General features: G+C 63.3%; 25 protein-coding genes. 9 read left to right on the top strand and 16 right to left on the bottom strand.

Annotation, left to right across the window (positions count from 1 at the left end; translation table 11 throughout):
• Nucleotides 1–17: 17 nt before the first annotated feature.
• From ABIC50_RS09135 to ABIC50_RS09170, 8 genes are all read right to left on the bottom strand, one after another.
• Nucleotides 18–1,436 (bottom strand): MFS transporter, encoded by a 1,419-nt coding sequence (locus ABIC50_RS09135; RefSeq protein WP_354163291.1) that lies wholly within the window; start codon nt 1,434–1,436, stop codon nt 18–20.
• A gap of 4 nt (nt 1,437–1,440) precedes the next feature.
• Nucleotides 1,441–2,268 (bottom strand): hypothetical protein, encoded by an 828-nt coding sequence (locus tag ABIC50_RS09140; protein WP_354163294.1) that lies wholly within the window; start codon nt 2,266–2,268, stop codon nt 1,441–1,443.
• A gap of 44 nt (nt 2,269–2,312) precedes the next feature.
• Nucleotides 2,313–3,356 (bottom strand): aromatic ring-hydroxylating dioxygenase subunit alpha, encoded by a 1,044-nt coding sequence (locus ABIC50_RS09145; RefSeq protein WP_354163297.1) that lies wholly within the window; start codon nt 3,354–3,356, stop codon nt 2,313–2,315.
• Between the two features lie 41 nt (nt 3,357–3,397).
• Entirely contained in the window at nt 3,398–4,480 is a 1,083-nt protein-coding gene (locus tag ABIC50_RS09150) for a fatty acid desaturase family protein (protein WP_138849966.1), read from the bottom strand.
• A gap of 112 nt (nt 4,481–4,592) precedes the next feature.
• Complete coding sequence (locus ABIC50_RS09155; RefSeq protein WP_354163300.1) at nt 4,593–5,978, bottom strand: NAD(P)/FAD-dependent oxidoreductase; 1,386 nt, start codon at nt 5,976–5,978, stop codon at nt 4,593–4,595.
• A gap of 162 nt (nt 5,979–6,140) precedes the next feature.
• A complete protein-coding gene (gene fabF, locus ABIC50_RS09160) occupies nt 6,141–7,433 on the bottom strand; it encodes a beta-ketoacyl-ACP synthase II (RefSeq protein ID WP_354163302.1) in 1,293 nt (430 codons plus the stop codon).
• A 145-nt stretch (nt 7,434–7,578) separates the two neighbouring features.
• Complete coding sequence (locus tag ABIC50_RS09165; protein WP_354163303.1) at nt 7,579–8,232, bottom strand: acyl-homoserine-lactone synthase; 654 nt, start codon at nt 8,230–8,232, stop codon at nt 7,579–7,581.
• Nucleotides 8,233–8,610: 378 nt separating this feature from the next.
• Nucleotides 8,611–8,994, bottom strand: coding sequence for a DUF4902 domain-containing protein (locus ABIC50_RS09170; RefSeq protein ID WP_354163305.1), 384 nt, complete (start codon nt 8,992–8,994; stop codon nt 8,611–8,613).
• Nucleotides 8,995–9,482: 488 nt separating this feature from the next.
• Here ABIC50_RS09170 and ABIC50_RS09175 point away from each other — a divergent pair, with 488 nt between their 5' ends.
• The 5 genes from ABIC50_RS09175 to ABIC50_RS09195 all read left to right on the top strand — a co-directional run bounded on the left by ABIC50_RS09175 (nt 9,483) and on the right by ABIC50_RS09195 (nt 14,162).
• Nucleotides 9,483–10,136, top strand: a complete 654-nt coding sequence (locus ABIC50_RS09175; RefSeq protein WP_244101981.1) for a helix-turn-helix transcriptional regulator — start codon at nt 9,483–9,485, stop codon at nt 10,134–10,136.
• Nucleotides 10,137–10,579: 443 nt separating this feature from the next.
• Nucleotides 10,580–11,926, top strand: a complete 1,347-nt coding sequence (locus ABIC50_RS09180; RefSeq protein WP_126226517.1) for an MFS transporter — start codon at nt 10,580–10,582, stop codon at nt 11,924–11,926.
• A gap of 39 nt (nt 11,927–11,965) precedes the next feature.
• Nucleotides 11,966–12,937 carry a dipeptidase gene (locus ABIC50_RS09185; RefSeq protein WP_012365330.1) on the top strand — a complete coding sequence of 324 codons (972 nt, stop codon included), beginning with the start codon at nt 11,966–11,968 and terminating at the stop codon, nt 12,935–12,937.
• 45 nt (nt 12,938–12,982) lie between these two features.
• Nucleotides 12,983–13,507, top strand: a complete 525-nt coding sequence (locus ABIC50_RS09190) for a DUF5943 domain-containing protein (protein WP_354163307.1) — start codon at nt 12,983–12,985, stop codon at nt 13,505–13,507.
• A gap of 82 nt (nt 13,508–13,589) precedes the next feature.
• Nucleotides 13,590–14,162: a PAS and helix-turn-helix domain-containing protein gene (locus ABIC50_RS09195; protein WP_012365329.1), complete on the top strand. Its 573-nt coding sequence runs from the start codon at nt 13,590–13,592 to the stop codon at nt 14,160–14,162.
• 28 nt (nt 14,163–14,190) lie between these two features.
• Here ABIC50_RS09195 and ABIC50_RS09200 read toward each other — a convergent pair whose 3' ends face one another.
• On the bottom strand, nt 14,191–15,099 hold the full coding sequence (locus tag ABIC50_RS09200; protein ID WP_354163309.1) for an alpha/beta fold hydrolase: 909 nt from the start codon (nt 15,097–15,099) through the stop codon (nt 14,191–14,193).
• 86 nt (nt 15,100–15,185) lie between these two features.
• On the opposite strand from ABIC50_RS09200, the gene ABIC50_RS09205 reads away from it, so the two are divergent.
• Nucleotides 15,186–15,572 (top strand): MerR family transcriptional regulator, encoded by a 387-nt coding sequence (locus ABIC50_RS09205; RefSeq protein WP_354163311.1) that lies wholly within the window; start codon nt 15,186–15,188, stop codon nt 15,570–15,572.
• A 300-nt stretch (nt 15,573–15,872) separates the two neighbouring features.
• Here ABIC50_RS09205 and ABIC50_RS09210 read toward each other — a convergent pair whose 3' ends face one another.
• From ABIC50_RS09210 to ABIC50_RS09235, 6 genes are all read right to left on the bottom strand, one after another.
• On the bottom strand, nt 15,873–16,343 hold the full coding sequence (locus ABIC50_RS09210) for a hypothetical protein (RefSeq protein WP_354163313.1): 471 nt from the start codon (nt 16,341–16,343) through the stop codon (nt 15,873–15,875).
• Nucleotides 16,344–17,222: 879 nt separating this feature from the next.
• Complete coding sequence (locus ABIC50_RS09215) at nt 17,223–17,825, bottom strand: J domain-containing protein (protein ID WP_354163315.1); 603 nt, start codon at nt 17,823–17,825, stop codon at nt 17,223–17,225.
• Between the two features lie 351 nt (nt 17,826–18,176).
• Nucleotides 18,177–19,349: an NAD(P)/FAD-dependent oxidoreductase gene (locus ABIC50_RS09220; protein ID WP_354163317.1), complete on the bottom strand. Its 1,173-nt coding sequence runs from the start codon at nt 19,347–19,349 to the stop codon at nt 18,177–18,179.
• A 194-nt stretch (nt 19,350–19,543) separates the two neighbouring features.
• Complete coding sequence (locus ABIC50_RS09225; RefSeq protein WP_354163319.1) at nt 19,544–20,695, bottom strand: branched-chain amino acid ABC transporter substrate-binding protein; 1,152 nt, start codon at nt 20,693–20,695, stop codon at nt 19,544–19,546.
• 412 nt (nt 20,696–21,107) lie between these two features.
• Nucleotides 21,108–21,299: a CsbD family protein gene (locus ABIC50_RS09230; protein WP_105831675.1), complete on the bottom strand. Its 192-nt coding sequence runs from the start codon at nt 21,297–21,299 to the stop codon at nt 21,108–21,110.
• 163 nt (nt 21,300–21,462) lie between these two features.
• Entirely contained in the window at nt 21,463–23,007 is a 1,545-nt protein-coding gene (locus tag ABIC50_RS09235) for a PAS domain S-box protein (RefSeq protein WP_354163320.1), read from the bottom strand.
• Between the two features lie 391 nt (nt 23,008–23,398).
• Between ABIC50_RS09235 and ABIC50_RS09240 the strand changes: the two genes are divergently transcribed.
• The 3 genes from ABIC50_RS09240 (at nt 23,399) to ABIC50_RS09250 (ending at nt 24,242) form a co-directional block, all read left to right on the top strand.
• Nucleotides 23,399–23,563, top strand: coding sequence for a hypothetical protein (locus tag ABIC50_RS09240; protein WP_006749573.1), 165 nt, complete (start codon nt 23,399–23,401; stop codon nt 23,561–23,563).
• A gap of 77 nt (nt 23,564–23,640) precedes the next feature.
• On the top strand, nt 23,641–23,991 hold the full coding sequence (locus ABIC50_RS09245; RefSeq protein WP_354163322.1) for a BON domain-containing protein: 351 nt from the start codon (nt 23,641–23,643) through the stop codon (nt 23,989–23,991).
• Between the two features lie 53 nt (nt 23,992–24,044).
• A complete protein-coding gene (locus ABIC50_RS09250) occupies nt 24,045–24,242 on the top strand; it encodes a CsbD family protein (protein WP_011660169.1) in 198 nt (65 codons plus the stop codon).
• A 226-nt stretch (nt 24,243–24,468) separates the two neighbouring features.
• Here the strand turns inward: ABIC50_RS09250 and ABIC50_RS09255 are convergent, their stop codons facing one another.
• Nucleotides 24,469–25,497: a DUF1338 domain-containing protein gene (locus ABIC50_RS09255; protein ID WP_354163324.1), complete on the bottom strand. Its 1,029-nt coding sequence runs from the start codon at nt 25,495–25,497 to the stop codon at nt 24,469–24,471.
• Nucleotides 25,498–25,716: the final 219 nt, after the last annotated feature.

Below are 25,716 nucleotides of genomic sequence, written 5' to 3' on the forward strand. Positions count from 1 at the left end.
TGGCCGGCACGCGGCCATCAACGCGCCGTCGCAGGTGCCAGCGCTCGCGGTCGCGTATCCACCGGCGCGCACAGGATTGCCGTGGCCAGACCGAGCGCGATCTGCAGGTAACACAGGGTGCGGAATTCCGCGAGGTGCCCGATCGCGTTGCCGGTTATCGCGACCGTCAGCGCCACGCCGAACACCGATCCCATCTGGCGTATCGCCTGGTTCACGGCCGAGCCCACGCCGAAGCGGGCTGGCGGCAGATGCGCGACGGCGGCGGCCGACAGCGCAGGCATGACCATGCCCACCCCGAGTCCGGTCAGCAGCGCCCCCGGAAGCCACGCGTGCACATAGTCGGGAGTGACGCCGGGCACCAACGCGAACCATATGCTTGCCGCCGTGGAGATCAGGCTCCCGGTCACCAGCAGAAGCCGGTGCCCCGCGCGCGCCGCGAACCGTCCGCACACGATCGCCGTGGGGACGACGAGCAGCGGCCCGGGGCTGCCGGCCAATCCCGCACGCGTCAGCGAATACGACCAGACACCGGTGGTAAACAGGAACGTCTGGAAAAACATCATCGCGAAGCCGATCGCGAAGCACAGCGAAGCCAGATTGATGTAGCAGTAAGTCCGATCCTGGAACAGCGACAGATCGATGGCCGGGGCGCGCGTCGTGCGCGCCCATGCAACGAACGCTGCCAGCACGACCAGCCCGCCGACGATCGCCAGCGCCACCGCGGGGGAAGTCCAGCCGACCGCCTCCGACTGCACCAAACCGAAAGCAATCGCGCCAACGCCGAGGATCAGCAAGACGACACCAACGAGATCGAGCGGCGCGCCCCGCTCGGGATCACGCGACTCGTCGAGAATGCGCCACCCGCGCCAGAGCGCGATAGCGCCGAGCGGCAGGTTGAGAAAGAAGGCTGACGGCCAGCCGAATCGATCGACCAGGAACGAGCCGAGACTCGGCCCCAACGCACCGGCCACCCCGCTGACCGCGCCCCACAAGCTCACGGCGATCGCCCGTTTGTTGACGGGGAACGCCGCCAGCAGGATCGACAGCGAGGCAGGCAACAACAGCGCCGCGCCTGCTCCCTGCACCGCACGCATCGCCCAGAGCATCTCGACACGCGTGGCGATGCCACAGCCCAACGATCCTGCCAGGAACATCGCGAGACCAAGCAGGAATGTGCGCTTGCGCCCGCGCAAGTCGGCGAGGCGGCCGGCCGGCACGAGCAACGCGGCGAACACCAGCGTGTACGCGTTCAGCACCCACGACAGGCCGGTCGGGTGCGCATCGGGAAACGCCAGTCGCAACGCGGGAAACGCCGCGTAGAGCACGGTGACGTCGATCGAAACGAGGAACACCGCCACACTTGCGATCCAGAAAACCGGCCACGGCGAAACGGCGTTCGACTGCGCCTGTGGAGTGAGCACGCTGGGTCCGTTCATGTCCTTATACCTCGCGCGGCTGAAGCGGCGTCACGCCGTCGCCCGATTCGGATTCGAAATACGACGCGTCGAGAAACGACAGCGTCCGCGCCCGCATCCGCGCTTGAAACAGCGCCACGACCGGCCACGGGCGCATCGCCATTGCCATGCCCTTCACGTTCTGGGCATCTTCCCAGTGAATGACGTTCGCCACTTCCAGCGGCAGCCCGCCGACCTCCCCTGTCCAGAGGCTCAGCGTCGTCGCGCCAGCCGACAGACGCGGGCCGCTCGCCCGCCCGCCGTAGACCGCGATCGAGTGGCCGCAAACGCGTTCGACATCGGCGCTGCCGCGAATCGGCTTGCACGCCACCGGACTGGTCAGAAACATTTCGTCGGTGATGCCGAACGGCAATTTGGCGTCCAGCACTTCATCGTCGGGTACCGGCGGCAACGCGGTATCGATCCCCGGCGGCAGCGTCCACACGTTGGCGTCGACGAGATCCCGGCTCGCGTCATACAGCGCCCGGCGCACCGGCGCGGGAAACGAACCGAGGAAGATGTCGACCTGGATGCGCGTGCCGAACCGGCGCGCCACCGTCACGCCGCGAATCCGGCGGTCCTGGAAGCGGCCGTGCCATTCGCGCCCGCCGATATCGGCGCCGCTCCACGCGTGTGTCGGCTCGACCTCGGAGAAGATGCCTTCGGCGGCAGCCGCGAGGCGCTCGACCTGGTCGCGACCGACAATTTCTCCGAACGTCATCGGATGCCGCAAACTGACCTCGTCCTGCGCCGACGTGTCGAGCTCGCGCAGCAACTCGCCGACATAGAGACCGGCGCGTCCTTGGTGATTCATCGTCGTTTCCTTCCCGGTGATCGTCGATACTTCCGCTGCGTGCGTCATACGGCTGCTCGAATGGACGCGCTCGCGCCCATGCGCTCCAATATCCGCCGCGCGGCAAACGCCGGTCGATCGAGCTGGATGTCGATCATCGGCGCCGTGGGGCTCCAGTTCGCCTGCAGGCTCTCCGCGACGTCCTTGTCCTCCATGACGGTGGCGAACACTTCCTTCGCGGTGAACTCGGTAAACCGTTCGTTGTCGATGTCGAAATCGCGATGCATGCCCACGAAGACATGCGTGGTGGTGTCCGTCGCGGGCGTGAAGATCGTCGTCGTGTAGACGTGGTAGACCTGGCCGCTGGCATCGTCGCAGGCGTGCGCCCGCGTTTCGACCCGCGTGTTGCCGATGGGCCAGTACACGACCTCCTGGAAACGGTCGATGTAGTCGAGCTTCAGGATATGGGTGTAGAGCGGCGGCGTCTTCTCGCGGCGCAGGTACCGGCGCACGCGGACTTCATCGTCATTGATCACGATTTCGGGCGGCGTCTCGACGATGTCGAGCGAACCCAGCGTCTTCGCATGCACGAACGCGGCGTGCGAGATGTCGAGGATGTTGTCGATGCCGAACAGGTAGCTGCACGCGATGGTGCAATAGCTCATCTTCCCGGCGAGTTCTGGCGCCGAACAGACCCAATGGTTCGGGATCGCCGCTTCGTCGGCCTGGTCCGGCTCGCCGGTCCACAGCCAGATGAAGCCGTATTTCTCGACCGCGGGGAACGCCCGTGCGCGCGCGCCCTTCGGGATCGTGCTCTGGCTCGGAATACTGACGCACGCGCCGGAGCAGTCGTACCGGAGCCCGTGGTACCAGCACTGGAGATCGTCACCGACAACGCGCCCGCGGGACAACGGAACCTGCCGGTGCGGGCATCGGTCCTCGAGGGCGACGACCTGGTTCGCCAACGTACGGTACATGACGATCTTCTGATTCAGGATCGTCCGTGCAAAGGGCTCCCGCTGGACTTCGTCGGAAAGTGCGGCTGCGTACCACGCATTCTGGATAAACATGATTCCTCTCATTGCTACAGGGGTGGCGTTGTGGCACACCGGACCCGAGTTCAGGCTGGCATGTGCCTAGCGGATCGTTTCTACTTGCGCGCGACGGCGACCAGCGCGTCGCCGTCCCGAACGTCGGCCGTGGCCGCTTCGCGATCGAGACGACCGTCCGCCATCCGCTCGAGGAATTCGTCCGTCGCGGACTGCAGATTGACGCACGGGTACTGGAAGCGACCCGTCGTATAACGCAACGCCCCAAGGAAGGACGGCTCGACCTGCGCGCCTGTCCCCTCGAACAGCCCGTGCGACGCCAGATACGCGTGGAGCGCGGGCAGCCGATAACACGGGACGGCTGGATACTGGTGGTGTTCGAGGTGGTAATTGCTGCCGAAGAACAGCGCGGTATAGATAGGCGACGTATAGCTGCGGCTGTCGCGATATCGCCCCGGCACGGTATCCGTGTGCTCGATGTAGGCGCGGATCGTGCTGAACACGTACACGCCGATATACGGAATCAGCATGACCGTGAAACCCAGCCACACCGAGCGATGCCAGATGAACCCGTAGGTCGTCACCGCGCACAGGTTCAACGCAACATTGAGCCGGGAGATCCAGCGCATTTCGCGCTGGCTGAACGGCAACCGGGTGTTCTCCGGCCAGGGCAGCCCCGCCGCCATGCGCATGGCGTTCTTCAGGTAGATCCGCACGCCCGTGGAGCGCGCGAGAAAGAAGCGCGACCAGAATGTGCGGTACTGCGAATAGATCTGGACATCCGGGTCGATGTCCTGACCGGTGAAGCGATGGTGCTTCCAGTGCGTCATGCTGAAGCCGACGATCAGGAAACCGGGCACCAGCGACGAGCAAATGAGCGCGAGCGCAGCGCTCACATACTTGTTGCGATGCAGGTTGGTGTGCATCCCCTCGTGCCCGACGAAGGTCAGCAGGTGCATGCCGTGCCCGCCGATCACGCCCAGGACGATCGCCATGGCAATACGTGCCGGCGTCGACGCCGGGATATCGACGATGGCGAACGCCACGGCGGCCGGGATCAGGAAGAATGCGAGCGCGTGCGCCAGATAGAGGATCGTGGCGACGGAACTGATTCGGTGGAAGTATCGTGGCAGCTTGAGCCGCGAGAGTGCGAGTTCACTGTCCAGCGTGGCTTCGATGGTCAAAGCGTCTCTCCTCGAGTTACGCGACGCAGGGCCGGCGATTGGCGAACGTGCCACGCCGTGGCCGTGGCTTGAAATCGCGTGGCCGCAACGACCACGCACCGGTATTCCGCGCTCATATGGACTCCTTCACGCGAACCTCGTGATCGCTGTCGACGGCGAACGCTTCGATCTCGTCAGGCTCGGACGCTTGCGGCCGGCTGGAACGGGCTTCCTCGGCCAGACGCTGGCGCAACGCCATCTCGGCGCGGATCGCCTCGCCTCGCCTGGACATGTCGATCAACGGCTGGATCACGCCCATCTCGCCGCGCGCAACGGCCTCGTCTGCCCATTGCTTGATATCGCTCGGGTCGAATACCGCGAACGGCGAGCACTCGCGATTCTGCGAAGCGAGCAACCGTGCCTGCAGCACCGGATCGGCCGCCAGCTTGCCGTACAGGATCCGGCTGAGCGGGTTGTTGTGGTCGACGGCGCCGCGACTACGCGAGTATTCGAACAGGTCGATCGAGGTCGCGTCGCGCTGACGCCAGTAGCGCACCAGCGCGTCGTCGCCGCCGTCGACAATCGCTCGGCCGAGCGCACGTGCATCGCGTAGCGCATCGGTAATCCCGAACCCGGGGGACGGGTCCATGAAGAGGCCCGCATCGCCGACCAGGGCCCAGCCTCGCCCTGCCGCCTGACGGAAGAAAAAGCGCAGCTTCAACGCGCCGAGCACCTTGCTCGCGGGCGCCCCGGTAATCAGTGGAGCCGTGTGACGGTTGGCGCTCAGCGTCTCCATGAGCTTTTCGAGCACGCGCCCTTTCCACTCCGGCAACTGCGTTTTCGCGAAAGCCACCCCAATCAGCAACAGATCGCGGTTGGTCGGAAAGACGAAGACGATATCGTCGCCGAACACGCAGTTCATCGCGCCACCCTGATAGCGTGGATCGTCGTCGAACCAGTCCGGCCGCGGCCAGTAGGCCCAGTAAATCGCACGGGGGCAGTCGTAGTCGTGATACTCGTCGGCGCCGACGAGTTCCGCCGTGGTCGAGTGCGGACCGTCCGCGCCCACCACGACCCGCGCCCGAATTTCTTCACGGGCTCCGCCATGTTCGACCACCGCGCCCGTCACCCGCCCGCCGTCGCGCAGCAGGCCGACCAGCTTGGTCCGCGTACGGACCTCGGCACCCGCGGTGCGCGCCTCCTCCAGCAGGAGCGCATCGAGATCCATGCGTCGCGGGCACGAGCAACGTCCGCCGACCGGATACTCGATGCGGCCGGTCACCTCGTCGACGCCGTACATCATGCTGGGCACCGGTGGCGCGAAGCTGCGCACCTTGTCACCCAGAGACAGTTCGTCCAGCAGCGCCATGCCGTACGGCGAAATCCAGTGGGTGGACAGTGGCTGGTCGCTCGGGAGATTGCCCGCGTCGATCGCCAGAATGCGCTTGCCGGCGCGCGCCAGATGAATCGCGAGTGTGGCGCCCGCGCAGCGGGCGCCCACGATGAGGGTGTCTAACACGGAAAGTTTTCCCTTTGGATGACGACTGGAACCCGGATTGCACGTGACGCGCCCTCGCCATCGCATGGCGGGGACGGTTGCGGACCGCGACGTAGCGCCGATTACCGACGCTCCCAATCCTTTCTAAATGGCGAATGGCACGCGAACTACGAGCGTCTGCGTTCAATGCGCCGAGGCTGAGCTATCCGGCGGATACCGTTTGAACAGCACCGACGCATTGACGCCGCCAAACCCGAACCCGTTCGACAGTGCGATCTCGATGGGAACGTGCCGTGCGGAAGGCCCGATCAGATCCAGGCCGGCGGCCGCTTCGTCGGGGTGCTCGAGATTCAGCGTGCCGGGCATCACGCCATCGCGCAGCGCGAGAATGGAAAACGCCGCTTCAATGGCGCCCGCCGCCCCAAGCAAATGTCCGGTTGCCGACTTGGTCGATGAAATCGCCGGACCGGCACCCACGCCGAACACGGTTTTCAGCGCCTCGATTTCTCCGGAGTCTCCGACGGGTGTCGAAGTCGCATGCGCGTTGACGTAGCCCACCTGTTCCGGGGCGACGTCGCCCATTGCCAGCGCCAGCTTCATCGCCCGCATGGCGCCGGATCCGTCGTCGGGTCCGGCGGTCATGTGATAGGCGTCCGCCGTGGTTCCGTACCCGATGATTTCCGCGATCGGAGTGGCGCCGCGTGCGACGGCATGGTCCAGCGACTCGACCACCAGCATCGCGGCCCCCTCGCCCATGACGAAGCCGTCACGGTCGCGGTCGAACGGGCGCGACGCCCGGGTCGGCTGATCGCCGAAACCGGTCGACAGCGCGCGCGCCGCCGCGAATCCGCCCAGGCTGACCTTGTCGAAGGCCGCTTCAGCGCCGCCGGCCAGCACGACATCGGCCTCTCCGTTCTGGATCAGGCGCATTGCATCGCCGATTGCCTGCACACTCGCCGCACAGGCGGTCACGGGACAGCCGAGAGGCCCGCGAAACCGATGCTTGATCGAAATCTGGCCAGCCGCCAGATTCGACAGAAAGAACGGAATGGTGAACGGCGACAACCGCCGCACTCCACGCGTCTCGCCAATCCGGACCGCCTCCGCCAGACCGGGAAAGCCACCGATGCCCGATGCGACGACCGTAGCCGTGCGCTCGCGCTGGTGCTCGCTTTGCGGCGCCCATCCGGCTTCAGCGAGCGCCTCGTCCGCGGCAACCATCGCCATCTGGATGAAGCGATCCATCTTCCTCAGTTCCTTGTTCGGCACCGAAAGCTCGGGATCGAACCCGCCGTCGGGATCGTCGGTCTTGTCCTGCACGGTCCCGCCGACCTTGGCGGGCAGGTCGGCGACGATGTCGTCGCCGAGCCGGCGCAGCCCGGAGCCTCCTCCGATCAAGCGCTGCCACACCAATTCTTTACCGCAACCCAATGGGGACACAATGCCGATACCGGTTACTACCACTCGAAGCGTCATTTCACCTTCCCCCTTCGGGCCGGGACCGGCCGAGCCACGTCGTTAAAACTGTTCATCTTCAGGGCACACCCTTTGAGTTAATTCATTGCACCGGGGCACGGCCGCGTCGGACCGTCGTGCTTCCCGGGGCGTGCGCATCGAGCGTTCACACCGCTTGTCCGAACGCGTGCGACATAGGCAGGGCGCGCGGCAGGTTGAACGGCACGCTGTGTTCCAGCGCGTCGAGGTTCAGCGCCGCGCGCGTTTGCTCATCGATCTCGATCCAGAACGGCAAGGTCGGCTTGCCGTCGATCATTTGCGGCGGAGCAGCGCGATGCACGTTGACGCCCATCCGCTTCAGAAGCCGTTCGTTACCGAGCACGGAGAACGCAATGAGACGGTTGGCGCCATGTGCATGCGCGACACGGACGATTTCGGACATCAGGGCACGCGTGTTTTGCCACGACTCTTCCGCGGTCAACGACTCGCCGCGCGGCATGCTCATCGCGAAGCGGGACAGTTCCCACACGTTGCGCGCACAGGGAAGGGATGCGCCGCCCATCAAATCCGGAAACACCTCGCCGAGCAGATAAGGCTCATCGGTCGGCAGTAGCCGACCGCATCCGACGATTTCGCCGTTGCGGTCGCAAGCGACCACATAGAGCGTGTCCGCGTGATCGAAATCGTCAAATTCGATGCCGTCGCCGGTGGGTAACGACCAACCGAGTTCCTGTATGAAGACCTTATGCCGAAACTCCGCAAGTCGATTCATCGTCTCGCGACTCAAATCAGCGCTTCTTCCCGACAATAAAGTCAGCATCGTAAATGCCCTCGCTCTCTCATCTCAGAATTGTTAGCGCGAATTGGACCCGAAATTGCAATGTCAAAAAAGCTGCCCGAATGGGCAGGGTCGGGCGTTCGGGCGAGATTCTTCGCGGCGAATGCGCCGGGACATTACGCCGTGCAAACGGAGGGGAATTCAACTGGCGAGAGCCACGCGAGTCGGTCGGAAGAACCGGCTGGAGCGCGCTTGATTATCGGAGGTTCTGTGTCACGGCATGGATGACCGTAGCCGTCATTGCGCGATTGCCATACCGATCAGGAGGATCGACGGAAATCGGTGGCGGAGCGGCACATGTGCTGTGCCGCGAAGCATAGGGTTTCATGCAAGATAACCCTATGCATTGAAAAAACAAAATCAGTAACCTGCGAAGATGGCCGATTCAAGTTCGCGCTGACGGACTCCGGAGCACAGCCAGCCCTGGATCAATTCCTGGCTGTACCGCGCTCCGTAATCGTCACCGTTCATGTTGAGGAGCATCACGTTGCTGCTAACGTCGTTCTTCCCGACCCTCACGTCGGACTGGCCCACCGCCACATGCCATACGCAGCCGACGCTCGCGGTCGGTCGCGTTTCAGTGCAGACCAGCTCGTAGTAGCCGGCGTTGACAGCGCTAATGCCCTCGCCCCACAAGTCATGCAACACGTTCGGGGCTTGCTGACACATATGCTGACGGAAGCGCAGCGCGTAAAACGCCGGCAAGGTCAATCGTACGTATCCATCGTTCAGTTTTTCTGGCATGTCCGTTCTCTCGACGTGGCACCTGTTAAAATCGCTGCCGCATAGTTTGGCAAGATTCGCGGCTATCGGCTAGGCGAAGGCCATTGCAACGCTTGTAGCGTGCCCGCGTTGTGATTCGCGATAGCCGGCGCAATCGTGTGCATATTATTTGCGATTATTACAGATCATCCGAACAATGCCATCGCATTATCAGGATGTACAAGTAGCCATGCCCACATGCAAACCCTACAACTCGAGCAATCAATATCGAGCGCGGATCCCCCTGAATCCGCCATCACGCAGAAAATTCGCGTACAACACCATGCTTGCCACTCGATACTTGAAACAATGAGCCTCCCTCTTGAATAATTTGTTGAAAAAACCGGTCAACGCACCAACCACACGATATAGCCCGCCTTCGCGGGCAAGATTGACCGCAAGGGAATGATATGCATGCCTGGAGAGAGAAGTATCTGAATGGATACGCTACGGCAAAATCCGAGGCCGACGTGTTTCTGGAGTTCACGGCTGACGTGCGAGCACTTGGATTCGAGTACTGTTCGTTCGGTCTGCGCATTCCGTTGCCGGTCAGCAAGCCGCAGTTCATGCTGCAGTCCAACTATCCGCAGACGTGGGTCGACCGCTATGTGAGCCAGAACTATTTTGCCGTCGACCCGACGGTGCGGCATGGCCTCAGTCAGATGAGCCCGTTGATCTGGCGTGCCGATAGCCAGACGCAGAGCGTCGAGTTCTGGGACGAAGCGGAACACCATGGCTTGCGCCACGGCTGGTGCATGCCGTCCATCAGCCGCACCGGGGCGATCGGACTCGTGACCATGGTGCGATCGGGCGAGCCGATCGATGAGCGCGAGCTCGCGGAAAAGGGCTACAAGATGTCATGGCTCGCGAACATGGCCAACTATGCGATGAGCATGCATCTGCTCGCGCGGTTCGTGCCCGAATATGCCGTCGAGTTGACTGCTCGCGAGCGCGAGACGCTGCAATGGTCTGCCGCGGGGAAAACCTACGCCGAGATCGGCAAAATCATGCATGTCGACGACCGCACCGTCAAATTTCACCTCGTCAATGCAATGCGCAAGTTGAACGCGACCAACAAGACCGAAGCCGCGGTCAAGGCGGCGATGCTGGGGCTTTTGTTCTGATGCCGTTCTCGTCATCGACTTTGTACGGACCTTTCCGCCGTTCCTAAGTTCGCTCATCGCGCAAGAGGCGCATCGGCACATGGCGTTAGCCCTTACTCGCGCCGTGCGGGCAGACGACCGTTCGCCCCGCCATCGTGACGCAATGGCCGGCGTCATTCTTCCGACGATTCAGGCTTGGCATTTGCCAAGCCTGTTCCCAGCCTCGCAGCCCGGCTCGCGCTTGTCTTGCGCCACGCTACGGGCGCGGCTTTCTGCCTGGTGCCCGAACGCGCGCGCGGTTTTTTACCCGATTCCGAATGCCAATCCGACAGTCGGGCCGATCGCCCGTCAGCCCACCCCGCCCCCGATTACCTAGGTAATTGACACGTATAGACCTAGGTAATTGTCCTCCCTACCATGGGTTTCGACGCGACCCAAGCGCCCCACACGAAGAGGACACGACCATGACCACCCAGGACGTCGACACCAGAACGTTACGACGCGTGATCGCTGCGGCGTCGATCGGCAATTTCGTCGAATGGTTCGATTTCGCCGCATACGGCTTTCTCGCCACCATCCTGACCCGCGAATTCTTCCCGAGCGGCGACCCGACGATCGGACTCCTGAAGACATTCGCCGTCTTCGCGGTGGCGTTCGCATTCCGCCCGCTCGGCGGGCTGATCTTCGGCGTCATCGGCGACCGGATCGGCCGCAAGCGCACGCTCGCGCTGACGATCCTGATGATGGCCGGCTCGACGACGTTGATCGGCCTGCTGCCGACCTACGCGAGCATCGGCTACTGGGCGCCGTTGCTGCTCACGATCATCCGCTGCGTGCAGGGCTTTTCCGCCGGCGGCGAATACGCGGGCGCATGCGCGTACGTGATGGAACATGCGCCGCGCCGCCGCCGCGCATTCTTCGGCAGCTTCGTGCCGGTATCGACCTTCTCGTCGTTCGCTTGCGCGGCGGTGGTCGCCTATCTGCTCGAGTCGTCGCTGTCATCGCAGGCGATGATCGAGTGGGGCTGGCGCGTGCCGTTCCTGATCGCGGCACCGGTCGGCCTCATCGGCGTCTACCTGCGCGTCAACCTCAATGAAACGCCCGCCTTCCAGGCGCTCGAAGGCAAGCACGACATTGCGCATGCCCCGCTGATGGAAACGTTGCATTCGCAATCAAGGAATATCCTGAAGCTCGGCGCGTTCGTGTCCGTGACGGCGCTGTCCTTCTACACGTTCACGACGTATTTCGCGACTTACCTGCAAGTGGCCGGGCACCTGTCGCGCGGCACGTCGCTCCTCGTCACGGTGCTCGCCCTCCTGTTCGCCGCGGCATTGTGCCCGGTCGCCGGCCTCTTCTCCGACCTCGTCGGCCGCCGCGCGACGATCGCCACGACCGGCATCTTCATCATCGTGTCGGTGTATCCGGCCTTCTCGCTGGGCGGCTCGGGCGTGTTGTCGCACTCGCTGCTCGGCGTCGCGCTGCTCGCGATCGGCGCGGTGTTCTCGGGCGTGGTGACGGCGCCGTTGATGTCGGAAGTGTTCGCGACGAAAACCCGCTATACGGCGTCCGCGATCACCTACAACCTCGCGTACACGATCTTCGGCGGCACTGCCCCGCTCGTCGCCACGTGGCTGATCTCCGCGACCGGAACCAACCTGTCGCCTGCGTACTACCTGATCGCCGTGTCGATCTTCGCGATGATCGGCGGTCTGTCGCTGCCGGAAACGTCGAAGACGGCACTCGAGGAAGCCGGCCCGGCAACGGGGAGAGCCGCCCAGTCCGCGAAGCGCGGCGTCGAACGCGCCGTTTGAGCGGCCGTCCCGCACAACATCAACGCACGGAGCGACACGATGACCAGCCTTCATGAATCCAGCATCATCATCGACGGCCTGAACATTTCCAAGTTCGAGCGCTCGGTGTTCGAAGACATGCGCAAGGGCGGCGTCACGGCCGTCAACTGCACGGTCTCCGTGTGGGACGACTTCCAGAAGACGATCGACAACATCGCGGAAATGAAGCAGCACATCCGCGAATACAGTGAAATCCTCACGCTGGTGCGCACGACGGACGACATCCTGCGCGCGAAGCAGGAGAACAAAACGGGCATCATCTTCGGCTTCCAGAACTCGTATGCGTTCGAGGACAACCTCGGCTACATCGAAGTGTTCAAGGAACTCGGCGTGAACGTGGTGCAGCTCTGCTACAACACGCAGAACCTTGTCGGCACGGGCTCCTACGAACCGGACGGCGGACTGTCCGGCTATGGCCGCGAAGTGATTCAGGAGATGAACCGGGTCGGCATCATGGTGGATCTCTCGCACGTCGGCGCGAAGACGTCGTCCGACGCGATCGCCTGTTCGACGAAGCCGGTCACCTACTCGCACTGCTGTCCGTCCGGCCTGAAAGAGCATCCGCGCAACAAGACGGACGATCAACTGCGCGAGATCGCGGAGGCCAACGGCTTCGTCGGCGTCACGATGTTCATGCCGTTCCTGCGGCGCGGCGCCGACGCGACGATCGACGATTATCTCGAAGCGATCGAATACGTGATCGACGTGATCGGCGAAGACAAAGTCGGTATCGGCACGGACTTCACGCAGGGCTACAGCACTGAGTTCTTCGACTGGATCACGCACGACAAGGGCCGCTATCGTCGTCTGACGGACTTCGGCAAGGTCGTCAATCCGCAAGGCATCCGAACGATCGGCGAATTCCCGAACCTCACGGCCGCGATGCAGCGTGCCGGCTGGAGCGAATCGCGCATCAAGAAGGTGATGGGCGAAAACTGGCTGCGGGTATTCGGCGAAGTCTGGAACGGTTGAATCGCCCGATACCCACGCACTACCACGCACTACCACGCACCCGCCATGCACCCGCAACTGCCCATCGACGTCGATCCGGATACCGGTGTCTGGACGACCGACGCGCTGCCGATGCTGTACGTGCCGCGCCACTTCTTCACGAACAATCATGTCGCTGTCGAAGAGGCGCTCGGCCGCGAAGCCTATGCGTCGATTCTCTACACGGCCGGCTACAAGTCGGCCTATCACTGGTGCGACAAGGAAGCGAAGCAGCACGGCATCGGCGGCATGGCCGTGTTCGAGCATTATCTGAAGCGGCTGTCGCAGCGCGGCTGGGGCTTGTTCACCCTCGCCGAAGCCGATCCGGCGACGTCGCATGCGCGCATCCATCTGCACCATTCGTCGTTCGTGCTGGCGCAGCCGGACAGGCATGGCAAGCTGTGCTACATGTTCGCTGGCTGGTTCGCCGGCGCGATGGACTGGGTCAACGACACCGCGGCCGGCCCGGCCAGCAAAGGCCCGCGCGCGCACTCGGCCGAGGTCCAGTGCGCGGGCGAAGGACACGAGTGCTGTGTCTTTCAAGTCGGATGAGTGATCGGCAAGCGCTACAATCCAGCAGGAGCGAACCTGCCCGATAGCCTTGGTCCGAACGCGGTTCGGGCCCGTCGACACGATGCCGAACATGACCGACACGACGCCCCGTCTCGATTACGAAGATCTCTTCCGACATCTGCCCGTCGCGGCGATCGTGGCCAGGGAGCGCATCATGGTCGAGTGCAACGAGAAGGCGCTGCAGTTGTTCCGGGCGACCCGAGACGACATCATCGACCAGTCGTTCGCGAAGCTGTACCCGCAGCAGAAGGACTTCGCGACGACCGGCCGACGCCTCGCGCCGCTGCTCGCGAAACATGCCGGGTTCAGCGACGATCGCATCATGCGCCGTGTCGACGGCAGCCATTTCTGGGTCACCGTGTGCGGCTTCGGATACAACTCGAAGCGGCCGTTCGAGCTGGCCGTGTGGACCTTCACCGATCTGTCGGAGAGCGCAAAGCATCCCGACGTCACGAGCACGCTGACCGATCGCGAGCGCGACGTCGCGGCATTCCTGGTTCACGGCCTGACGAGCAAGGAGATCGGCAAGGAGCTGAACATCAGCCCGCGCACGGTCGACATCCATCGCGCGAGCTTGCTGCGGAAGTACGAGGTGCGCACGACGCATGATCTGATCGCGTGCTTGCTGGCGTGAGGTGCGTGCGGGTCAAAGCATCAGTGCTTCATTTCCCGGACGCCGATCTGACGAACTCCGCCAGATCGTGATTGAAGCGATCGGGTTCCTCGATGAACGGTGCGTGACCCGCATCGACGTACACTTTGCTCTGGACGCGAGGATTCAACGCCTTCGCGCGGGCCAGCGTCGTGGGCGTGTCGACCAGCGCATCGCGGCCGCCGTATATGAACAGCAACGGCACGCGTGTCTTGCTGAGCGCCTCGGAGGCTAACACCGTCATCGTCGGAATTTCCTTCTGCATGTCCCACGACGCCAGCGCGGCGTTGGCGAGCAATCGGCTGAAAGTGTCGGCGTCCGGACGACGGTTGAAGCACAGCTCAATGAAGGTACGCTCGCCATCGAGATGTGTTTTCAGGTCCGGCGAATTCATGTCCCGATAGACCGCTGGATGATCGACGATCTGACTCGGCGCGAGTTCGACGACACCATCGACGTATACGGCACCGGCGATGTTGTCGTCGCCGTACGTTGCGAGGTAGTTCGATATCACCACACCGCCAAGCGACCAACCAACCACGACGGGTCTTCTCGCATGCGAGCCGGCGATGACTGCTTCGAGGTCGTCGGCCCAACGGCGTCCATCGTGATACGGCGTGGCGCCCGACGGTTTATCCGACAGGCCGTGGCCGCGCAGATCGTAGGTGATGATCCGGTATTTGCGCAATTCGGGGCTTTGCACTTGCGCTTCCCAGTTCAGGCGACTGCCAAGCAGACCGTGAATGAAAATAACCGGTGGGCCGTTGGGGTTGCCGCTTTCCTGAACCGAAAGCCTTACACCATCCTTCGATGTAACCATATAGCTTGTCGGAGCAGCGACTGCATCAGGTATCGACGCAAATAGCGTTGCCGCGGAGACTGCGGCGGCCAGCAGGTATCTGAGCATTCGGGTGAGCATGAAGAAGGCCTCGAGGTGAATCGTCCGCTCAGTCTGAACCCTGACACTAATGTCAGAGTCAAGCGCTTTGTGCTAGTCTGTTTTTCATGGACAAGATGCCCTCAAAGGAACTGCTGACTATCGGAGAAGTTTCGCAACGCACCGGCGTAAGCGTGCGATCGATCCGTCACTACGACAAACACGGTTTGCTCGCGTCGGTGCGCGCGGACAATGGATACCGGATGTTCCCCGACAGGGCGGTCACGCAGGTCAAGCAGATCCGGCGCATGATCGCGACCGGTTTCACCATCGAAGACATTCTCGGCTTCCCGGACTGCATGCTTCTGATCGAAGGCGCGCGTTCGTGCGACCAGATCACCGATATCCAGCGGCAACGCCTCGAAGCTATCGATCGTCAGATCGCGGATCTCGAACGACGTCGCATAAGGCTCATCAAAACCTTGTCAGAAGGCGCGATTCCGCCGGTCGAGTAAGGGGCGGTGTTGGAATGGATGAACCCGCGGCACACGAGTCAATCGTCGAACCGTCGCATTCTGCGCTGACTTCTTCTAGGAAAGCTCTACGCGTCGGCTGTTGTATTCCGCGTGCCGAGTTGGCGACCATGAGGGCCGCCGGAACGGCTTCTCTCTGCTAAGTTGCAGACGTTCAGGGTCCGCTAGCTGTGGGGAGACGAATGGTGCTTTCCGACCCACAAGGGACGCTCGACGTTACCGGAAGCGGACATACGCCTAGAGCACAATAGCCCAGTCGACAGTCGCCCTACCCACGGTGCTTCAAGATGAAGGGCGAATGCGAAGGCCGTTCCAATCCAGACGAAGGAAACCCACCGAGATCGCAGGACCATCCGTTGGGAGAATGCAATATTCCATACCACCCGGTGCGTAGCCCAACTCCCTCCAGTTCAGCGAGATCAGTTTTCCCCATGAGAAGCGCTTAGTGCGCACAGCTCCCCGCACGTTGGTCTCGCTAAGGCCAGCCGTATCGGGTTTCGTCAAGAGGTGTTCAACGACTTCGCTTTCAATAAAGATGTGCGGCGAAATGATCTCGACCGTATGTGGGCCTTTCTCGGCAAACCGGCCCGTCACCCCAATGACTTTGGCCGAAGTTTCACCTTGAAGGATTACAATTTCCTGCCGTATATCGCGCCATTCCTCGTTCATCCAGTCATAGTCGCCATTGTTCGATACCGTGATCAGGGCGGTGTCGAAATCGAGCGTGAGCAGTCCGAGAGCGATGGAGTACATAGGGGCGCAGGATTTCCACTATAAGAGTTTTCCTGGCACCAATTGTCGGCGATTTCGGCCATGCGGTCGAACGGCCCATAGTGGCCGAACCCGGCCCCGCGACGAAGGCCGCGTTGCATCGACGGAGTCCCTGGACGCCGATGGCGGATGCCGATCCGAAACGGTCAGTTTGAATGCCCCGATTCACTGGAGCGGGCCAGGTACTGCCCGAGGTAATTGACCACAACGGTCCTTGTCGACGACGTTCAAATTTCATTAGACAGGATATGAAAACGTCGAAATCTGGATAAACGGTTGAATCTGCAATTGAAATCCGTAGGGGGGTGTATATGCGTGGTCGAAACGCCCTCCGAACAGCCGTGCAGCGGAAAATTCGATATACGTGCGTTGATCATCTCGGATGACACGTGCCCCCGGACAATTGAGCAGGTTAAGCCGAACAAACGGCTCTGCAAACCCTTCATTCTTGAACAAAACCTCGACGTCGCAATCGAGCGGCCATATCGTTAGACTCACGGAAAGAGGCGCTCTCGAAACGAGATACTGATAGTAAATTCCATACTCGCCCACTACCGGAACGACTTCAAGTGCTTCAAGAAAATCCAACGGTTCCCACGAGAAATTTGGCATTGAGCTTCCTGTCGTATCGCAGCCGGGCCTTGTGTGGGCTCGACCCTAGCGCATCTGATCCTCGTTTGGATCGACCTCATAGTTGGTGGATTTTCTGCGATCTCCTCAACGATGTCGAACGACCGCTTCTGGCCGATTACTGCCCGATTAGCCGTCAATTCATGAGGCAGTCGATCAAAAAAACTCCCCCGAAGTTGGCACCGATCGCGGTCGAGTTCTGCGTTCGCAGAACTGGTCACACACCAAGGCTCACCGGCGCAGCCCGAACACGCCGTGCCAGAGAGCGCTGAAAAAGTCCGTATGCGCGTGTTCGCCACTCCTTCGCGCGTCGCTCTTTGACGCCTGCGCCGATGCCGCCTGTGTCGCCCTCTCGTCGCATTGCGGCATCTGCTCATCACGCTCCCCGTCCGGCGATGCGCCCGGCTGGCGCGACGCATGCAACTCGACCACGCTGCCGGCAATGCGCTCGGCGAGTTGAACATCGCAATCACGGCCGAGCAGAACACCGAACACGACATCGCGGTTGTGCCCTTGCTCGGCGAAGCGCATCGCCCATGCCACGAACCGCGCATATTCCGCTTCGCGCTCCGCGTTCAAGCGCTCCTCTTCTTCGCGAAGCCGTGTGTGACGGAGCATTTCCTCTGCGTAAGTGGTGTCATAGACGCGGCGCAGCTCCGGGTCCGAGAGAATCGCGTATGCCTCCTTGATCTCCTGAAATCGCGCATGCGCGTCCGCTTCGCACCCGACGTTGCGGTCGGGATGCGCTTTCATCGCCGCCTTTCGGTAGCCTCGCTTGATTTCCTCGTCGGTCGCGTTCTCGCACACACCGAGCAATTCATACATTGTCGTCATTGCGCGTCTGGATGAAAGTCGGATCGCGTTGATCGTAGCATGTCGCCGCAGCGCCAATCCGTCGGGTTGAGAATTCACCACGTTCTGAACACCATGAGTGCAGGTCAGGGGCGCGTTCGCAGATGACGGAATCTAAATCGTTCTCATCGGAATGGCCGTTTGCCGACTGGAGCGGTCGCTCAAGTGTCCGAATGTGCATGCAGGCGAACGGCGCTTCATGGCCAAATGCCGACAGCGCCCCGCTCCACCCATAACCCCCAAAAAACAAAAAAAACCCGGCAAAAAGCCGGGCCAATCAGATTGAGACACAAGGAGAATCCCGCCCACCCCACACCGGGCGGTCACGCCGCGCTACACGACGTTCTTTTCGACGATCGGCCGGTTTTCGAGCACGCGCTCCCAGCCGAGCGACGACAGGTCGAGCGATTCATACCGCCCGCCCAGAATCAGTTCACTCACCCCACGCCCGGTCGCGGGCCCCTGCTGCAGCCCGTGCCCGCTATAGCCGTTCGCGAACACGACGTTATCGAGCTCCGGGTGATACCCGATGATCGCGTTGTGATCGAACACGTTGTACTCGTAGTACCCGGACCAGCAGTTCTCCACGCGCAGCGCTTCGAATGCCGGCACGCGATTCGCGAGCGTCGGCCAGATCACCTCGTCGAACAGGTCGTGATCGACCTCGTCGAGCGGCAGATCGTCGGGATCGCGATCCGGGCTCGGCGACGTCCCGCAGATATACGTGCGCCCCTCCGGCCGGAAATACACGCCCGTCGGATCGATCAGCAGCGGACAACCGGTGAGCTGCGCCGGCGACGACACGTTGAAGATGCTGCGACGCCGCGCATACACGGGAATGTCGATACCCATCATCGACGACAGCGTGCGCGTCCACGCGCCCGCCGCGTTGACGAGCGTGTCGCACGCGTAGCGCTCGCCGTCGCTCGTCATCACATGCGTGACCTTGCGACCGTCGCGAACGACGCCGGTCACGTCGGCCGGCACGTAGCGCGCGCCCAGTGCCTGCGCCTTCTTGCGCAGCGCCTGCACGAGCCCGTAGCCGTCGAACCATCCTTCGCCGCTCACGCCATAAGCGCCCGACACGAGATCGTCGACGTTCAGCCACGGAAACTTCGCGCGCAGCGCATCGCGATCCATCAAGCGGATATCGGCGCCGAGCTTCGTCTGCAGCGCATGGTTCTCGCGCAGCGTCGCATCGCCTGCCGGTGTCGCGAGGAACAGGTAACCGCCTTCGTGCAGATCGATCGACGGCCGCGTGCCGTCGACCTCGAGCCGCTCGCCGATCGTGCGCAGGAAGTCGATCCCGAACAGCGACATCTCGATCGACAGCGGCGTCGAGAACTGCTGGCGAATCGATGCGGCCGACAACGCCGACGACGACTTCGCATAGGTCGGATCGCGTTCGATGACGGTCACGGACACCGTCGGATCGGTAGCACGCAGAAAATAGGCGATCGAGCTGCCGATCACACCACCGCCGACGATGACGACTTGAGAACTCACGACTGACTCCAGTTGCACGTGAAAGGCGCGGCCAGCCGGCCGGGCCCGAAGGTTGTTCGTGCCGCGTCGCGTGCGGCGCCGTGCGTGCGGACCGCCCGGCGAATCGCCCCGACATGCGCGGCGACCGCACTCGATTGCCGTGGATATTTCAACACGTTGGGCGTCGCCGCGAAAGTCCGCGCGCGTTCGGGTATTCAGTCCGCCGTTTGCGTGGTGACGGGCTGCCACGCGGCGTTCTTCACTTCATACAGCGTCGAGCTCGGGTTCTTCAGGTCGCCCGTGTTCGTGAACGCGATCGTGCCGGTGATGCCGTCGTAGCGCGTGCCCTTCAGCGCACCGTTGAAATCGGCCGGCTTCGTCGAGCTCGCCTTCTGCATCGCGTTGATCGCGATCCACGTCGCGTCGTACGCGAACGGCGCATACGCGAGCATGTCGACGCCGTACTTCTGCTTGAATTTCGTTTCGAACTGCTTGCCCTTCGCGAGACGCGACAGCGGCTGACCGTACTCCCACACGGACGCGCCTTCGGCCGCGTTGCCGGCGAGCTTGATGAAGTTCGCGTTCATCACGCCGCCGCCCGCCAGGAACTGCGCGCGGATGCCGAGCTGGCGCATGCGCTTGACGAGCATCGCGGACTGCGCGTCGAGGCCGCCGAAGAACACGAGGTCGGCGTTCGTGCTCTTGATCTTCGTGAGCTGCGCGCTGAAGTCGACGGCCTTGTCGTTCGTGAATTCGCGCGCGACGATCGTGCCGCCGTTCGCCTTCGCGGCCTTCTCGAACTCGTCGGCTTCGCCCTGGCCGAACGCGGTGCGATCGTCGATGATCGCGATGCGCTTCGCCTTGGTCACGCTCGCCGCATAGGCGCCGGCGTTGCCGGCGTTCTGCGCGTCGGTGGCGATCACGCGGTACACGGTGCCGAGCCCGGCGCGCGTAATGTCGGGATTGGTCGCCGACGGCGTGATCATCGGAATGCCGGCCTTCGCGTAGATCTTCGACGCGGGCAGCGTCGTGCCCGAATTGAAATGGCCGATCACGACGGCCACTTGCGCGTCGGTCAGCTGCTGCGCGGCCTGTACGCCGATGCGCGGGTCGCTCTGGTCGTCCTGCGACGCGACGACGAACTTCACCGGCTTGCCGCCGATCGTCGTATGCGCGGCGTTCGCCTCGTCGACGGCCATGCGCACGCCGTTCTCGATGTCCTTGCCGTACGCGGCGCCGCCGCCGGTCAGCGGCACGGCCACGCCGACCTTCACGACCGTCTCCTGCGCGTGGGCCGCGCCCGTCTGGAACGCGAGGATCGCGGCGGTCAGTGCAATGCCGGAAAGCGAACGAATGCGGAACGTCATCGGCCAATCCTTCTTGTATGGGTCGGATGCGCCGCACGACCATCGCGCGGCGGCGACCTCCCGCGTGCCGGTGCATTCTGCTGTCGCCGGGGCCGGGCCAAAGGCGCGCGCCTGCCGGTCGATCACCGCGGTTCCGTCTCCGAAGAACCTGTCAGCGCGAAAGAGGTGAACCGATTGTGGGTAGCCAATACGCGTGCAGCAAACGAAATATCGGAACTACGTTGTGAGGAATTGTCATCAAGTTCCGTGTGCACGGACGGCGCCGGCCCGCGCGATGGCGAGCCGGAAAGGGAGAAAGATCGGGCGGTATGCGCAAAAACGCCTTCGAATCAAGGCCGCGCGGGGTGATGCCGATGGAGAATCATCGCTATGTCACGCGGCGTCGACACAGCGCGCGATGAGTCAACGGCGCTCAGTGCCGGTCGCTGCCCGTATGACGCCGCACTTCGTCGGCCGCTTCGCCCGCCTTCTCCTGGATCTTGCCGGCCTGCTGTTCCGCCACGCCTTCCGCCTCCGTCGCGCGGTCGCCCGTCACCTTGCCGAGTGCTTCCTTGACCGAACCTTTCAGTTGTTTGAGCTTGCCTTCGATGCGATTCCTGTCCATGGTCGTCTCCTGCAACGAATTGGGGAGAGAGCCGACGGTGCCGCAGCCCGCGTCGCACCGCCGAGTGGACAGGATCGCAGCCGCGCGCCGCGCGCGGCAGATGCGGATGCACCAGCCTGCATGGTGCATTCGCACCGATGAGGGAAACGGCCCGCGCCCGGCGTCAGCCCTTGACGTTCGAGCCGCCCTTCTCGGCACCCTTGTCGCCGCGCGCACCGTTCGCGTCTGCCGCGCCGACGATCCCGCGCTCGCGCGCCCACACGATCGCCTCGCCGCGACTATGCACGTCGAGCTTCGCGTAGATCGTCGCGACATGATTGCGGACGGTGTTCGGCGCGAGCCCGAGGCGGCCGGCGATCTCCTTGTCGGCGAGGCCGTGACACAGCAGATCGAACACGTCGCGCTCGCGCGCGGTGAGATCCGACAGCTGCGCGCCCGCGTCCGGCGCATTCTCGCGCCGCACGTTCGCCAGTTTCTCGATCAGCGTGCGGCTGAACCACGACGCATCCTGCATCGCGGTCTCGATCGCGTAGACGAGCTCCATCTCGGTACGCTTGCGATCGCTGATGTCGAGCAACGCGATCAGCAGGCAATCCTGCCCGTGAATCGCGACCGGTTCGGCCGACACCACGCAATCGCGCACGTCGCCGTCGCCCGTGCGGATCTGCACGTCCGCGTTGCGCACGTTGCCGTCCCGTGCAAGCGCGCTGTCGATCTGCTGGCGCGCGCCGCGCTCGGCCCACAGCCCGATCTCGTCCGCGGACTTGCCGAGCAGATCGTCGCGCGCATGGCCGGCCATCGCGACGAATGCATCGTTCACGTCGAGCAGCTCGAAGCGGTCGGCCGTGACGATCGCGGTCGCGACCGGCGCCATCCGGAACGCCTTCGCGAAGCACTCCTCGCTCTGCCGCAGCGCGAGCTCGGCCTGCTTGCGCGGCTCGAGATCCATGAACGTGAACAGCATGCACGCCTCGCCGTTCATGTCGATCGGTTGTCCGGCGACGACGACCGCCTTTGTGCCGCCGTCCGCGCGCTTGAGCATGGCCTCCATCTGCGGGATCGTCGCGCCCTCGCCGAGTCGCTCGATCGCGAGTTCGCGATGTTCGGCCTGATCGAGCACATCGACTTCGTAGACGGAGCGGCCGAGCACGTCGTCGCGTGCGTGGCCCGTCATGTCGAGGAAGCCTTGATTGACCTTCACGTAGCGCAGGTCGTCGAGCCGGCAGATCACGGCCGGCGCCGGGTTCGCGTTGAACGTGAGCTCGAAGCGCTCCTCGGCGCTCGCCCATTCGGTCGCGTCGTGCAGCACGAGCGCCAGGCAGTCGGGCTCGCCGGCAGCGTTCGTCAGCACGAGGCTGCGGATCCGGTGGACCCAGCTCACGTTCTCGTCGGCGGCCGATTCGACTTCGACCGTCACGTCGCTGAACTCCTCGCCCGCGATCACGCGGTCCATCGGATAGTGGCCGTCGCCGACCGGATTGTTGTTCCGGTAACGCAGCCGGAAGCGCTCGCGGTACTCGGTCACGTCCGCGCCGAGCGCGTCGAGCTCGGTGACGCCGTGCATCGCGAGCGCGGCCTCGTTCGCCCACACGATGCGCTGGTCGGGTTCGATGAGGATCACGCCTTCGGTGAGCCCCGCGATGATCTGGTACAGCTGACGCCGGTCGGTATGCGACTTGAGCGTCTGTTCGTTTACTCGATCGTCCATTGAAGGGTCGTCCACGTCGTGTGCATGGTTGCCGGTTCGGCTGCATCCGCGCCATCAGGCGCCGACGTGCGCCGGCCCGACGCGTGTCGCGATGGTCGCGTGCCGTCGATGCGCTCGGCACACTTGGATGCACCATGCGCAATAGTACATTCGCGTGCAACGCCGCCAGCGTGCGCTATCCCGCCGAGCGGCGCGCATGGCGGCACCCGCGCATGCCCTCGCGCCTCGCAGCTTCATCGGCGCATTTCCCGTTCCTGCTCGGCCGTTCCGTCCCCGTGCAAACGCACTAGGCAACCCGGTGAATTTGCGCGATGTGTGCGTGCGTTCGCGCCGGTACGCTGGTACTGCATCGGCGCTCACGCGCTGAACTACCGCAGAGGAGGACGACCCGATGAAGCTGCATCAGACACCTGATCCGACGCGGCCCGAACCGGCTCCGGACCATCCGCCCGAACCGTCGCCCGGCACCGACCCGCCCGTGCCCCAACCACCCGACGTACCGCGCCCGGACATGCCGCCGCGCGAGCCGGGCTACGACACGCCGATCGCGCGATGACGCGATAACGCGCGGCGCGATCCGCATTCGCATTGCATTCGCATTCATTTACTCACGCCACTCGAAGGAGAACATCAATGAACAAGACCTCGCACCTTTCGACGCTGCTCGCCGTCAGCGCGGCTTTCCTGCTCGCTGGCGCACCGCTCACGAGCGCGTACGCACAGGCGTCGTCGACCGAGAAATCCATGAAGGCCGAATCGGATCAGCCCGTGACCGATACATGGATCACGACCAAGGTGAAGAGCGAACTCGCGACCACCAAAGGCGTGAAGAGCACGGACATCGACGTGAAGACGGTGGACGGCGTCGTCACGCTGACGGGCGTGCTGCATTCGAAGCTCGCGGTCAAGAAAGCGATCGCCGTGACACGCTCGGTGAAGGGCGTGAAGCACGTCGACGCATCCGGCCTGAAGGCGAAGGCCTGAGGTGTCACGCGGCCTGGCGCCGCACTTTTCTCCCTTTACGACAGGAGCACACCATGAACGAAGACAAGATCAAGGGTCAGTGGAAGCAGTTGTCGGGCAAGCTGAAGGCCAAGTGGGGCAAGCTGACCGACGACGACCTGGCCGTCGCCGAAGGTAACCGCGACTATGTGGTCGGCAAGATCCAGGAGCGTTACGGGATCGCACGCGACGAAGCCGAGAAACAAATGAAGGAGTTCGATCGCGAGCTGTAACGCGTCAGTTTCCTCACACCGCCGCGACGCGTCCCGCGTCGCGGCCACGCGGAGGACCACGACATGGGCAAGTATTTGATCGCATGGCTGTTGGGCGTACCGCTCGGCGTGCTGGTGCTGTTCTACCTGATCACGCATCTGTTCTGACGCTCGACGCGCTCATGCAACGCAAAAGGGCCGGCGGCTGTCATCAGCCGCCGGCCCTTTTGTCTTGCGTGCGTCGCGCTTACTTCGCCGCGTTCGCCGTCATCTTGAAGATACCCTGCGCGTTGCCCGCATCGAAACGCAGGTCCGTCACCCAGCGCCGCGCCGCCTGGTCGAACGTGCGACGGCGCGTGATGAATTCATAGAACGAGCCCGGCACGTTGCGCTTGACCGTGCCGCCGTCGCGCGTGCGGAACTCGCGCTCGACGATGTCCGCGCGATACGCGGTCTGGAACACGCGGCCCGAACGCGAGCGCTCGACCTCCGGCTTCATCGGCCGCCCCTTCGCCTTCTCGTCGTCGGACAGCTTGAACACGTCGGCCACGCGATCGGTCGCATGGTTGAATGCGTTGCCTTCGGTCGCGATCCATGCCATCTCGGCAGATTCGAGCAACAGCGTTTCGTAGTCGAGTTCGCTCGGCACATCGTGCTGGCGCGCGAACGCGCCGACGATCTCGGGCAGCAGCGCATGCGCGGCGTCGAGCGGCAGCCAGCCTTCGCGCTCGATCTCCCACAGCAGCGCGACGGCCGCCGGCGACAGCGGATCGCGCGACGAACTCACGACGTTCGTCACGGCCTGCTGGAATTCCTTCGAGAAACGTTCCGGATGCAGCTCGCTGACGAAGAACTGCGCGATCTCGTCCGGCGCGTCTTCATGCGCGTACGCGCGGCCGGTCATGCCGAGCTTGTCGAGCGGATAACGGCCGTTCAGGCGGAAACCGAGCGGACGCAGGATCCGCGTGAACGCGGCTTCGCCCGGCGGCAGCGCACCCGTGTGCGGCCAGCGCACCGTGCGCAGTGCGCCGTGGTCGAAGTAGACCGAACCGCCGTTTTCGATGGCTTCGGCGGTGTACGCGCGGCCATTCGCCGAACGCTCGAGCAGCCCTTCGAATAGCGCCATGTTCATCGCCTGCGCGATTTCCGCGCGCGTGACGACGTCGGTTTCCCATTCGTCGAGGATGGCCGGCATGTTCAGGGTGGCGAACAGGGCGTCGGTCTTCGCCTGTCCCAGCAGCTTCGTCAGCAGGCTGTCGATATTCGGATTGCGCATCAGGAGTCTCGTGTCGGGGGATCACCGGCAAACGTGCCGGCATCTCGGTTGGCCGGCTACCCAGCGGGCGCCTGACCTTGCGTGGGATGCATTATTCAAAGGGTTGCAGCCGGGCGTAAAGCGAGATTAAATTGATACGTGATGAGTTTTTGGAATTATTCGCGGTTCCCGCACGCGTTCGCCGGCCCGCTTCGGGCGGGCTCCTTCGTCAGACAAATT

Source organism: Burkholderia sp. 567 (assembly GCF_040545115.1).
GTDB lineage: Bacteria > Pseudomonadota > Gammaproteobacteria > Burkholderiales > Burkholderiaceae > Burkholderia > Burkholderia ambifaria.